The sequence below is a fragment of the Streptomyces luomodiensis genome (assembly GCF_031679605.1).
Taxonomy (GTDB): Bacteria; Actinomycetota; Actinomycetes; order Streptomycetales; family Streptomycetaceae; genus Streptomyces; species Streptomyces luomodiensis.
In genome coordinates this window covers 616312-628797 of record NZ_CP117522.1, presented here as the reverse complement: position 1 = coordinate 628797, position 12486 = coordinate 616312, and the positions used below count along the sequence as shown (strand labels likewise).

At 72.5% G+C, this 12486-nt stretch carries 9 protein-coding genes, 2 pseudogenes and 1 riboswitch; of the genes and pseudogenes, 7 read left to right on the top strand and 4 right to left on the bottom strand.

The features are described 5' to 3' along the window. Positions 1-32 precede the first annotated feature (32 nt). The 5 genes and pseudogenes from PS467_RS02745 to PS467_RS02725 all read left to right on the top strand — a co-directional run. Positions 33-1079, top strand: a complete 1047-nt coding sequence (locus PS467_RS02745) for a PHP domain-containing protein (protein ID WP_311033795.1) — start codon at positions 33-35, stop codon at positions 1077-1079. A gap of 75 nt (positions 1080-1154) precedes the next feature. Continuing rightward, on the top strand, positions 1155-1331 hold the full coding sequence (locus PS467_RS02740) for a hypothetical protein (protein ID WP_311033794.1): 177 nt from the start codon (positions 1155-1157) through the stop codon (positions 1329-1331). A gap of 222 nt (positions 1332-1553) precedes the next feature. Further along, on the top strand, positions 1554-3479 hold the full coding sequence (locus tag PS467_RS02735; protein WP_311039750.1) for a potassium channel family protein: 1926 nt from the start codon (positions 1554-1556) through the stop codon (positions 3477-3479). Between the two features lie 61 nt (positions 3480-3540). Next, a riboswitch (cobalamin riboswitch) is annotated at positions 3541-3716 on the top strand. A gap of 43 nt (positions 3717-3759) precedes the next feature. Further along, positions 3760-4149 carry a (2Fe-2S) ferredoxin domain-containing protein gene (locus PS467_RS02730; protein ID WP_311033793.1) on the top strand — a complete coding sequence of 130 codons (390 nt, stop codon included), beginning with the start codon at positions 3760-3762 and terminating at the stop codon, positions 4147-4149. Positions 4150-4345: 196 nt separating this feature from the next. Beyond that, a pseudogene (locus tag PS467_RS02725) lies at positions 4346-4499 on the top strand (FAD-binding protein); the annotation flags it as partial. Between the two features lie 10 nt (positions 4500-4509). Here PS467_RS02725 and PS467_RS02720 read toward each other — a convergent pair. The 3 genes and pseudogenes from PS467_RS02720 to PS467_RS02710 all read right to left on the bottom strand — a co-directional run bounded on the left by PS467_RS02720 (position 4510) and on the right by PS467_RS02710 (position 9551). Continuing rightward, positions 4510-5103: a sarcosine oxidase subunit gamma gene (locus PS467_RS02720; RefSeq protein ID WP_311033792.1), complete on the bottom strand. Its 594-nt coding sequence runs from the start codon at positions 5101-5103 to the stop codon at positions 4510-4512. Beyond that, positions 5093-8277 (bottom strand): annotated as a pseudogene (locus tag PS467_RS02715) (sarcosine oxidase subunit delta family protein). Before PS467_RS02715 ends, PS467_RS02720 begins: the two are co-directional and overlap by 11 nt. A 26-nt stretch (positions 8278-8303) precedes the next feature. Beyond that, entirely contained in the window at positions 8304-9551 is a 1248-nt protein-coding gene (locus PS467_RS02710; RefSeq protein WP_311033791.1) for a sarcosine oxidase subunit beta family protein, read from the bottom strand. A gap of 157 nt (positions 9552-9708) precedes the next feature. Between PS467_RS02710 and PS467_RS02705 the strand changes: the two genes are divergently transcribed. Beyond that, on the top strand, positions 9709-10362 hold the full coding sequence (locus tag PS467_RS02705; RefSeq protein WP_311033790.1) for a GntR family transcriptional regulator: 654 nt from the start codon (positions 9709-9711) through the stop codon (positions 10360-10362). A gap of 164 nt (positions 10363-10526) precedes the next feature. Continuing rightward, positions 10527-11537: a methyltransferase gene (locus tag PS467_RS02700; RefSeq protein ID WP_311033789.1), complete on the top strand. Its 1011-nt coding sequence runs from the start codon at positions 10527-10529 to the stop codon at positions 11535-11537. 59 nt (positions 11538-11596) lie between these two features. On the opposite strand, the gene PS467_RS02695 is transcribed toward PS467_RS02700, so the two are convergent. Next, a complete protein-coding gene (locus PS467_RS02695) occupies positions 11597-12415 on the bottom strand; it encodes a class I SAM-dependent methyltransferase (protein WP_311033788.1) in 819 nt (272 codons plus the stop codon). Between the last annotated feature and the right edge of the window lie 71 nt (positions 12416-12486).

The window sequence follows — 12486 nt, the reverse complement described above, 5'->3', positions numbered from 1 at the left end:
GACGCGGACGCCCACCGAGCGAGGAGTGCGCGATGGACCCGCTGGAGGCCCTGGACCGCATCGGGTTCCTGCTGGAGCGCGCCCAGTCGCCGACCTACCGGGTGCGCGCCTTCCGCACGGCCCAGGAGGTGCTCGCCGCACTGGACCCCCAGGAGGTGGAGCGGCGTGCCGCGAACGGCACCCTCCGGTCGCTGAAGGGGCTCGGCCCGAAGACCTCCCAGGTGGTCCAGGAGGCGCTGACCGGAGAGGTGCCCGGCTACCTGGCGAAGCTGGAGGCCGAGGCCGCCGGGACCGGGTGTGAGCTCGACCGGGACGCGGCGCGGCTGCGCGCCGCGCTGCGCGGCGACTGCCATATGCACTCGGACTGGTCCGACGGCGGTTCCCCGATCGAGCTGATGGCCCGTACGGCGGCGCGGCTGGGCCACCAGTGGGCGGTGCTCACCGACCACTCCCCGCGGCTGACGGTGGCCCGCGGCCTCTCGGCGGACCGGCTGCGCGCTCAGCTGGAGGTGGTGGCGGAGCTGCGCGACAAGCTCGCCCCCTTCCGGCTGCTCACCGGGATCGAGGTGGACATCCTGCCCGACGGCTCCCTGGACCAGGAGCCGGAGTTGCTGGACCGGCTGGATGTGGTGGTGGCCTCGGTCCACTCCAAGCTGCGGATGGAGGCCCGCCAGATGACCCGCCGGATGGTCACCGCCGTCAGCGATCCGCTGGTCGATGTGCTGGGCCACTGCACCGGACGGCTGGTCGGCGGGAAACGCCCGGAGTCGGCCTTCGACCACGAGGAGGTCTTCGGCGCCTGCGCGGCGAAGGGCACCGCCGTGGAGATCAACTGCCGTCCGGAGCGGCTGGATCCACCGCGCCGGCTGCTCCGGGAGGCCGTGCGGGCGGGGACGTATTTCTCCATCGACACCGACGCGCACGCGCCCGGCCAGCTCGACTGGCAGCCCTACGGATGCGACCGGGCCACCGCCTGCGGGGTGCCGAAGGAGCGCGTCATCACCACCTGGACGGCCCGGCAGCTGGTGGAGTGGACCCGTACCCGGCGGCCCCCGCGCCGGCCGAGCCGCACGAGCTGAGGTCCGCGACGAGCCACCGCGCGGGGGCGTCGGTAGGATCTGCCGCACACACGGTCCGCAGGGGAGGCGCACACGATGAGCGGTACGGCTCGGCCCGACGGCCCGGACCCGGAGGCGGCACGCCCGGCGCCCGCGGAGCCCGAGGGCGGGGAGTCCGCCTGCTGGCTGGACAAGGTCTGCGCCGCATGTGGCGCGATCCAGGACACCGCCCCCTTCGACCGCTGCGCGCGTTGCGGAGCCGCCAGGGAGTGAGGGGCCGGGGTGCCCGGACCGTCCCGCGCCCGTGGCCAACTCCCCGCAACCGTCCACCAGGTACGGTCTGATCATGACCGCCGGGACGGACGCGCCGGCCGCCGGACGCCTGTGGCCGTCGTACCCCGCCCGGAGCTGATCAACGAACACCATGGACCAACGGGGGGCTTCGCCGTCGTGTTCTCCACCTCCACCCCGCCGTCCCCCTCGGGGGCGGCACACATGGTCGTCTGCGGTGACGACGCGCTCGCCCACCGCCTGGCCGCCGAGCTCCACGACGTCTACCGGGCGCGGGTGACGGTCGTCATCCCGGGCGGTGTCCCCCTGGCCGACCCCACCGGGCGGGGGACGGTGGGATGGCGGTCCGGCGGCCGCACCTCCGCGTTCTTCGGCCGGTTCACCGCGGCGGTCGGCCGGGTCCCGGTGCCCCGGCAGACCACCGACCACACCGCCTCGGACGGGGGAGTGCGGGTCATGGAGGCCCCCGACCTGGACGACGAGGTGCTGACCGAGGCGGGCGCGGCACAGGCGACGGCGCTCGCCCTGGTCCACGAGGACGACGAGACCAACATCCACGCGGCGCTGCGGGCCCGCCGCCTCAACCCCCGGCTGCGGCTGGTCATCCGGCTCTACAACCGCAAACTCGGCCAGCACCTGGAGGAACTCCTCGACGAGGCGGCACGGGTCGCCGACCCCGGCATCGACGCCGCGGAGCTGGACGCCACCACCACCGTGCTGTCGGACGCCGACACCGTGGCCCCCGCCCTGGCGGCCACCGCCGTCGCGGGCACCAGCAAGGTGCTCCAGGCCGACGGGCTGCTGCTGCGCGCGGCCGAGCGCAGCCCGTCCGGCCCGGACGAGGTCGCCCGCCCCGGACTGTGCACCCTCGCCCTGCTGTCGTCCACCACCAGCGACCCCGGCGGCAGTGAGGGCTCGGACAGCAGCGGGGACGAGCGGCCCATGCTGCTGCCCGGCGACGCGGAGGTCGCCGCCGCCACCGGCCGCGACACGGTGGTGCTCGAGGCCATCTCCGCCATCGGCCCGCCACTGCCGCCACGCCGGCTGGGCAGCCGCAGACTTCCGCTCGCCTCGCTGTTCTCCCGCCGGCTGCGCTGGTCCGTCGCCGGAATGGCGGCCGCCGTGCTCGCGCTCACCCTCGTCTCCTGGCAGGTCACCGGGGTCGGTCTGCTCCGCGCGGCCTACCTGACGGTGCTGGACGTGCTGGCCATCGACGATCCGGCGCTCGACGAGCCGACCGCACGCAAGATCGTCCAATTGCTGTCCGGGCTGGCCGGACTGCTCCTGCTGCCCGTCCTGGTGGCCGCCGCGCTCGAGGCGCTGGGCACCTTCCGCACCGCCTCCACGCTGCGCCGCCCGCCACGCGGCCTCTCCGGCCATGTCGTCCTGCTCGGACTCGGCAAAATCGGCACCCGTGTGCTGGCCAGACTCCGGGAGATGGACATCCCCGTGGTGTGCGTGGAAGAGGACCCCGGTGCGCGTGGCATCCCGCTGGCCCGCGAGCTGGGGGTGCCGACCGTGGTCGGCGATGTCACCCAGGAGGGCGTCCTGGAGGCCGCCAAGATCCAGCGAGCCCATGCCCTGCTGGCCCTGACCAGCGTGGACACCACCAACCTGGAGGCGACGCTGTACGCCCGCTCGGTCAAACCCCGTCTGCGGGTGGCGCTGCGCCTGTACGACGACGGCTTCGCCACCGCCGTCTACCGCACCCTGCGCGCGGCCCATCCGCAGGCCCTGACCCGCAGCCGCAGCGTCTCCTCCCTGGCGGCGCCCGCCTTCGCCGGGGCGATGATGGGGCGTCAGGTCCTCGGTGCCATACCGATCGAGCGCAGGGTGCTGCTCTTCGCCGCCCTGCATGTGGCCGGACATCCGCGGCTGGAGGGCCGTACCGTCGCCGAGGCGTTCGCGCCGGGCGCCTGGCGGGTGATCGCACTGGACGCGGCGGAACCCGCGGACCGGCAGCGCGACCTCGCCGCGGCACCCTCGCACGACGGCGTCGCCCAGGAACCCGCCCTGGTGTGGGACCTGCACCCCGGTTACGTCCTGCGGCCACAGGACCGCGTGGTGCTGGCGGCCACCCGCCAGGGCCTGGCCGAACTGCTCGCGGGCGCACCGGTCCGCCGGAACTGACCTGCCCATCGCCCTCGCCCGGGGCCGCGGCGGGGGTCCCGTGGCATGGCGGAGCCCGGGATGGGATGATGCCGGGCGACATGGGCGACGGCGGAACGAGGAAGCCGGTGTGAATCCGGCGCGGTACCGCCACTGTGATCGGCGAGCGGATCCCGAACAGGCCACTGCCCGCACGCGGGTGGGAAGGCCGGGACGAGCATCGACCCGAGAGCCAGGAGACTCACGCGGTCGCCTCCTCGACGCAACCGGGGCGGACTTCCCCGGAGGAGGGCGATGCGCCATGCCCAACGGGCCGAGCGACCCGGTGCCGTGCCGGGTGACCATGTGCCGGGACTGCTGCTGCGGCAGCCCCAAGGTGACCGGGATCGACCACACCGCGCAGACCGCGCGCCTGGGGCAGGAGGCGCCCGTGCGCGTCTCCGGGTGCCTGGACGTGTGCGATCAGGCCAATGTGATCGTGGTGCAGCCGTCGGCCGCCGGGCGCGCCGCCGGCGCCAGGCCGGTGTGGCTCGGCCTGGTCAACGACCCGGACGCGACCGAGGACATCGCGGCCTGGATCCGGGCGGGCGGCCCCGGTGTCGCACCGCTGCCCGACATCCTCGACCTGTACACCTTCACCCCGCGGCAGCGGCGCGCCTCGCCCGGGACGTCACCGGGCGGCGGGGGCTGACCGGCCGCGCTCCGGGACACCGCATCGCTCCTGGGACAGGACTCTGGCGGCCCCGCACCCTCTGGGCTACCGTCGGTAACACGTTGCCGCCGCGGCAACCCCCTCGTGTCTCCCGCACCCTTTCGAACCCCCCTTCCGGAAGGCAGCCCATGGAGAACCCCACAGACAATTCCGCCTCCCCCGCCGGGATCAGCCGCCGGTCACCGGCCTGTACGCGGCCGGCGAGGTGTCGGGCTTCGGCGGCGGCGGAGTGCACGGCTACCGCTCCCTGGAGGGCACCTTCCTCGTGCGGCTGCCTGTTCTCGGGCCGCGCCGCCGGCCGGGCCGCGGCGGCCGCGACCGCGACCTGAACCGGGCCGCTCACCCAGCGCCTCCCCGGTATTCCGTGCAGGCGTCGAGCAGCCAGGTGGCCAGGTAGGAGGCGAAGGACGAGCGGACCAGCAGCCAGACGGCGGACGCCCCCTCCGCGCGCACCACGAGGGTGACCGGGGCCCGCGCCAGCAGTGTGGTCGGACAGGCGCCGACGGGTGTCACCCGCGGATCCAGATCGATGGCACAGCCGTGGGCCAGCACCGTGCGGACGAGAGGCCCGGACAGGGCCAGCGTGGTGCGCTGCGCCGAGACGTCGGTGACGGTGGCGAACTCCTCCCCGATGGCCGTACGCAGCCGGGTGAGCAGCTCGTGCCGCCGGCCGTCGGGGGCCACCAGCAGCCATTCGTCCGGGCCCAGCCACACCACCGTGACGTCGCCCGACGACTCGGCGCGCACCGGGCCCGGCAGGGCGGTGTCCAGGGCGGCCTCGACGGCCTTCGCCGCGGCACCGCCCGGCTCCACCCGCAGGGTGAGCTGGGTCAGGAAGGGCAGTTCCCGCACCCGCAGCCCGGCCGGCAGCCGCGCCAGGCGGTCCTGCCACGCGGACAGGGGACTGACACGCGTGGACGTCTCAACCGTCACGGCGAGTTCCCTCCTTGTCGAAGAGCACGGGGTCGGTCACGGTCACCGGGACGGTCCGGCCATCCAGCGGGACGTAGAGGGTTTCGCCGATGCGCCGGGTTCCCGAGCGCACCAGGGCCAGGGCGAACGTGCGCCGGAGGGCGTCGCTGCGGTAGCTGGAGGTGACATGGCCCAGCATGGGCACCGGCGGCTGGGGAACGCTGCTGGTGGCGATGATCTGGGCGCCTTCGGGCAGCAGGACCCGTTCGTCGGCCGGCAGCAGGCCCACCAGCTGCTTGCGGTCCTCGCGCTGGTTCTCCGCACGGGTGAAGGACCGCTTGCCGATGAAGTCCGGCTTCTTCTTGGACACGACCCACGACATGCCCAGGTCCTGCGGGGTGATGGTGCCGTCGGTGTCCTGCCCGATGATCGGGTACGCCTTCTCGGCGCGCAGCACGTGCATGGTCTCGGTGCCGTACGGGGTGATGCCGAACGGGCCGCCGGCCGTGAGGAGGGCCTGCCACACCGTGAGGCCGTCCCAGGCGGGGACGTTGATCTCGTAGGCGAGTTCACCGGAGAAGCTGATGCGGCACACCCGCGCCGGGACACCGGCGACGGTGGCGTCGCGCCATGACATGAACGGGAACGCGGCCTTGCCGACGTCCAGGCCGGGCGCCACCAGGGCCAGGACGTCGCGGGAGCGGGGGCCCACCAGCGGGATGGTCGCCCAGTGCTCGGTGACCGAGGTGAGGTGCACGCGCAGGCCGGGCCACTCCGTCTGGAGCCACTCCTCCATCCAGGCCAGGACCTTGGCCGCGTTGCCGGTGGTCGTGGTCAGCAGGAACTCCCGCTCGGCCACGCGGATCACGGTGCCGTCGTCGATGACCATGCCGTCGACGCCGCACATCACGCCGTAGCGGATCCGGCCCACCGCGAGGGTGCTCATCATGTTCGTGTAGAGCCGGTCCAGCAGTACACCGGCGTCCGGGCCCTGCACATCGATCGTGCCGAGCGTGGAGCCGTCCATCATCGCGACGCCGGTGCGGGCGGCCCGGCACTCGCGCAGCACCGCCTCCTCCATGGTCTCGCCCGGCTGGGGGTAGTACCAGGGACGTTTCCACTGGCCGACGTCCTCGAACAGGGCGCCGTGCGCGACATGCCACGGATGCAGCGCGGTCACCCGGACCGGGTCGAACAGTTCCCCGCGGTCGCGGCCCGCGAGGGCGGCGAAGGCGACCGGCACGGCAGGCGGCCGGAAACGGGTGGTGCCGAGGTCGGCGACGTCCACCCCCAGCGCCTCGGCGAGGATGCCCGAGGTCATGACGCCCGATGTGCGGCCCTGGTCATGGGCGGTGCCGATGGTGGTGTAGCGCTTGACGTGCTCCACCGACCGCAACCCCGCCCCGGTCGCCCTCAGCACGTCGGAGACGAGGGCGTCGCGCTGGAGGTCGACGAACTGCCGCGAGCCGTCCTGGCCGTCCTGCGGGCTCGGCACCCGCCAGAGCACCCGGGTGGGCGCCCCCTCCGGCAGCACAGGGGCGGCCGGCAGGGCGACCGTCCCGCAGGCCCTGCCGATGGCCGACAGGGCCCGCCGGGCGGCGTCCACGCCGTCGGCGAGACAGCCGGCCAGGGTGAACGTACCGCCGGCCGATCCCGCCGTACGGACGCTGTCCGGCGCGTGCGCGGGGACGAAGGCGCCGGTTCCGGCGTCGTACCGCAGGGTGCCGCGGGCCTGGCTGAACAGAGCCACCGCGGGGTTCCAGCCGCCGGAGACCAGCAGCAGATCACACTCGATGCCCTGGCGGTCGCCGAGGCGTCCCCGGCGGAAGGCGGCGACATGGGCACGGGAGATGTGGTCGGTGCCGCTGGTGCCGGTGACGACGTGCCCGGCGCGGACGCCGATGCCGCGTTCGTCGCAGGCGGTGCGCCAGTGCGCCGGCACCTCCTCGCGGGCGTCGATCACCGCGGCGACCCGCACGCCCGCGTCGGCCAGTTCGAGCGCTGCCGGATAGGCGCTGTCGTTCGTGGTGAAGACGACGGCCTGCCGCCCGGGACGTACACCGAAGCGGTTGAGGTAGGTGCGCGCCGCGCCGGCCAGCATGATCCCGGGGCGGTCGTTGTCGTCGAAGGCGACCGGACGCTCGTAGGCTCCGGTGGCGTACACGACCTGCCGGGCACGGATGCGCCAGACCCTCTGCCGCGAGATGTGGGCGGGCGCCGCGGCACCGAGGTGGTCCGTGCGCTTCTCCAGGGCCAGGACGAGCCCGTCGTCGTAGTGGCCGAAGGCGGTGGTGCGCCGCAGGACCCGCACGTCGTCGCGGGTGTCGAGTTCCGCGGCCACCTCGCCGGCCCATGCGGTCGCCGGTGCGCCGTCGAGCAGCTCCTGGCTGCCGAGCAGCGACCCGCCGGGCTGCGGGAGTTCGTCGACGAGGATTACGCGGGCTCCGGACCGGGCAGCCGCCAGCGTGGCGGCCAGCCCCGCCGGGCCCGCGCCGACGACCAGCAGGTCGCAGTGGGCGTGCATGGTGTCGTAGCGGGCCGGATCCGGCCGGCTGCTCAGCCGGCCCCGGCCGGACAGGCCCCGGGCGACGAGGCCCTCGTACAGCTCCACGGTGGTGGCGGTGAGCATGGGCTCGGGGAAGGGGACCTCGATCTGTACGAGCGCGTTGGGCTCTTCGGCTCCGGCGGCCAGGACACCGCGCGGCCGTCCGTAGGTGATGCCGCGTGCCACGTGGTGCACACCGTTCGCCAGCAGGGCCGAGGCGAGCGTGTCGCCGGGGTGCCCGGTGTAGGCGGTGCCGTCGAAGGTGAAGGAGAGTGTGGTGGCGCGGTCGATGCGACCGTGGCCGGGGGCACGGAACGGGTTGTTCATCAGCCGGCCTCCTGGTCCTTTCGCCGGTGCGCGGCGGGTGCGGCGCCGGTGGTGGCGGGGTGCGTGGCGCGGATGTCGTAGACCGCCAGGAACTCGTGGGTGACGGTGTCGCGCAGGGCGTTGAACCAGCGCCGGCAGCCGGCCGTGTGCACCCACCGCTCGGCGAACGGGCCCTTGGGGTTGTCGCGGAAGAAGACGTACTGGGCCCACTGCTCGTCATCGAGCGCGTAGGGGTCGTCGGGATAGGCGACATGCGCCTGCCCGCCGTAGTGGAATTCGATGTCCTCGCGCTCACCGCACCAGGGGCAGGCTATGAGCTGCATGTCGACCTCCTTGGCCGGGGCGGTGGTCAGTGGGCGACGGCGGCCGCGCCGTGCTCGTCGACCAGGGCACCGGTGGTGAAGCGGGAGAGGGTGAAGGGCGCGATGCGGGGGTGCGGTCGGCCGGTGGCGATGGTGTGCGCGTAAGCCCAGCCGACGCCCGGTGTGGCCTTGAAACCGCCGGTGCCCCAGCCGCAGTTGAGGTAGAGGTCCTCGACGGGGGTCGTCCCGACGATGGGCGAGGCGTCCGGAGTGACATCGACGATCCCGGCCCAGGTGCGCAGCATGTGGGCGCGCGCGAAGACGGGGAAGAGCTCCAGCGCGGCGGCCATCTGGCGCTCCAGGATGTGGAACGCGCCGCGCTGCCCGTAGCCGTTGTAAGCGTCGATGCCGGCGCCCATGACGAGCTCGCCCTTGTGGGCCTGGGAGACGTACACATGCACGGCGTTCGACATCACCACGGTCGGGTGCACCGGTTCCAGCAGCTCCGAGACCAGGGCCTGGAGCGGATGGCTTTGGAGCGGCAGCCGCAGGCCGGCCATGGAGGCCAGCACCGAGGAGTGCCCCGCGGCCGCGAGCGCGACCTTCCCGGCGGCGATGGGGCCACGCGTGGTCTGTACGCCGCGCACGCGGCCGCCCCGGATGTCGAGGCCGGTGACCTCGCAGTCCTGGATCAGGTCGATGCCGTAAGTGTCGGCCCTGCGGGCGAAGCCCCAGGCCACGTAGTCGTGCTTGGCGATGCCCGCGCGCGGCTGGTAGGTGGCGCCGAGCACCGGATAGCGCACCTCGGGTGAGATGTTGACGATGGGACAGACCTCGGCGACCTCCTCCGGCTCCAGCCACTCGGCGTCGATGCCGTTGAGCCGGTTGGCGTAGACGCGGCGTTTGCTGTCGCGGATGTCCTGCACGGTGTGGGCGAGGTTGAGGACGCCGCGTTGACTGAAGAGGATGGGGTGGCCGAGGTCTTCCTCGAGGGTCTCCCACAGCTTCAGCGAGTGCTCGTAGATGCCGGAGCTCTCGTCCCAGAGGTAGTTGGAGCGGATGATGGTGGTGTTGCGGGCCATGTTGCCGCCCGCGAGCCAGCCCTTCTCCAGCACGGCGACATTGGTGATGCCGTGGTTCCTGGCCAGGTAGTAGGCGGTGGCCAGGCCGTGTCCGCCGCCGCCGACGATGACGACGTCGTAGCACGGCTTGGGGTCGGGGTTGCGCCACAGGAAGTCGGGGTGGTCGGTCAGGACGTTCCCGGGCGTGGCGGGAAGGGTGTCGCGCGGATGCATCACTGAGCAGCCTCCTGGGCCGCGAGCTACGGATCGACGGGGTCTCCCTGAGAACCCTGGAATCCCCTGAGAACGCACTGAGGGACGACTGATATATCAACCTGCTGTTGCGATAAGCTAAGAGGACGGACCGGGTCGCGTCAAGGGAGGGTTTCGGGTGACTGCGTCGACCGTCGCTGGTCAGGGCGATGGAACGCTGGCCGATCAGGCCTATCGATCGATCTCGGACCGTCTGGTGACCCTCCGGATCCGCCCCGGAGAGCCCATCAACGACGAGCGGATCGCCGCCGAGCTCGGCTTCGGGCGCACCCCGGTCCGGGAGGCCCTCAAGCGGCTGGAGCACGAGCGCCTCATCGTCGCCTACCCCCGGCGTGGAACCTTCGCCACCGAGGTGCAGATCGCCGATCTCGGACACATCTCGGAAGTGCGTCAGCGGCTCGAGCCGCTCGCCGCGAGCCTCGCGGCCCGGCGCGCCGGCCAGGGCGACCGCGGTGACCTCGACCGGTTGCTGGCCCGGCTGGCGGACGCGTCCGACGGCGGCACGGACCTGATCCGGCTCGACATGGCCGTGCACCGTGCCATCTACGCCGCGACCCGCAACCCCTATCTGGAAGACACCCTGATCAGGTACGACAACCTGGCCACGCGGATCTGGTGCCTGTTCATCGACCGGCTGCCGGGCCTGGCGGGCCACGTGCATGAGCACGGGCCCCTGCTGCGCGCCATCATCGACGGCGACGCGGAGAAGGCCGCGGCCCTTGCCGCGGGACACGTGGAAGGGTTCGAGGCGGCGATCCGCGGCCTCATCTGACCCGCGCCCCGGGCGGTCGGCCCGGCCGGGGTCCGCTTGCCGTGTCCGAGGGTCCGGCGGCCTGACGGCCACCTTTGTGGGGAGCAACGGGGCGGTAGCGTAAGGAGACCGACATACCGTCAGGTGCGGTGCGCGCACCTTCGGGAGAACAGTGAGGGATCCTTATGCGGCACGAGACCACCCCCGAGTCCATTCTCCGCGTCGGGTTGGGCTTCATGGCGTCGAAGGCACTGCTCACCGCGGTGGAACTGGATCTGTTCTCCCGGCTCGCGGACGGCCCCCGCACGGGCGGTGACCTGGCCGAGGCGCTCGGACTGCACCCGCGTGGCGCCACCGACTTCTTCGACGCCCTGGTCGCCATGGGGTTCCTGGAGCGATCCGAGGGCGAGTACCGCAACAGCCCGTCCGCCGACACCTTTCTCGACCGCGGGAAGGCCACCTACGCGGGCGGCCTCCTGGAGATGGCCAACAGTCGTCTCTACCCCTTCTGGGGGTCGCTCACCGAGGCACTGAGAACCGGGCGACCACAGAACGAGCAGAAGCACGGCGGTGAGGTCTTCGACGCCATCTACCGGGACCAGGCGGGCCTCGAACGCTTCCTGCAGGGTATGACCGGGCTCAGCATGGGCATGGCGCTGCTGATAGCCGAGCGGTTCCCCTGGGCCGACCACCGGACGGTGCTGGACGTCGGGGGAGCGGTGGGCTGCGTTCCGGTGGCGGTGGCGCAGCGCCACCCCCATATGAGCGGCGGTGTCTTCGAGCTGCCCCGGGTGCGGCCCGTCTTCGAGGAGTACGTGGCGTCCTTCGGCCTTCAGGACCGGCTCACCTTCCACGGAGGCGACTTCTTCACCGATGACCTGCCCGGCGCCGATGTCATCGTGCTGGGTCAGATCCTGCACGGCTGGGGCCTGGAGGAGAAGCGGCTGCTGCTGAAGAAGGCCTACGCCGCCCTCCCCGAAGGGGGAGCGGTCCTGGTCTACGACGCCATCATCGACGACGACCGCAGGGAGAACGCGTTCGGTCTGCTGGCGAGCCTGAACATGCTCATCGAGAGCCAGTCCGGCTTCGAGTACACCGCCGCCGAGGGACACGCCTGGCTGGCGGAGGCGGGCTTCAGCAGCAGCCAGATCGAACCGCTGACCGGCGGTTACTCCATGCTGGTGGGCATCAAATAGCCCCCGGCCCGGCGCCGGGACCGCCCGGCGCCGGGACCGTGGCCATCGCGCGGCGGGCGCTAGAAGCGGTAGCGCAGGATCCGGCCGACGTCCCGGAAACCGGGCAGATGGGCCATCACCCGCATGCTCATCCGGCCGGCGGCGGGCATCCTCTCCATTCCCGGCATGTCCACGCTGCGCACCGCATCGAGGCAGGTCAGCCCCGGATGCCAGGTCTCGACCTCATGGGGGTCGTCCAGGCCCCAGTGCAGGGTGGCGCCCGCGTTGCGCACGGCGGGGACCATCTTCTGGAGCCGGATGCCCAGGGGCCCGTAGACGTCGAAGAGCAGCTGGCCGCTGGGGAACCGCTCGGTGATCCGCTGGATCAGCCGCTTGCCCTCCTCCTTGCGCAGATACATCGTCAGCCCCTCGGCGACGACCACGGTGGGCCGGTCGTCGGGCACCTCGCGCAGCCACGCCTCATCGGTGACGGAGGCGCCGACCATCTCGTAGTGTCCCGACGGCTCGGGAAGCAGCCGCCGGCGCAGATCGATCACCTCGGGGTAGTCGACGTCGAGCCAGCGCACCGACGACGGCGGGTCCAGGCGCTGCACCCGGGTGTCGAGACCGCAGGCGAGATGGAGCACGGTCGCCTTCTGCTGGTCGGCCAGGAACTCCACGGTCCAGTCGTCGAGCTGTTTCGCCCTCAGGGCGATGCCGACCGCCGTCGTGTCCGTCATCCCCGTTTTGCCGAAGTCGTAGTCCACGCGCTCCACGGCCTCCCGGGCCGCGTGGTCGTGCAGGATGGAGTGGGCGGAACGGCTGTCCACCGCCCTGCCGTACAGCGTGGCGAGCAAGGTCTCCTGAGCGCCGCTGAGAGTGATCTTTTCGCGATCCATGGTTCCTCGTCGATGTGGGGGTACCGGACGGCCCATTCCGTACGGTTGGGAACGGAACGGACAGGACCCGT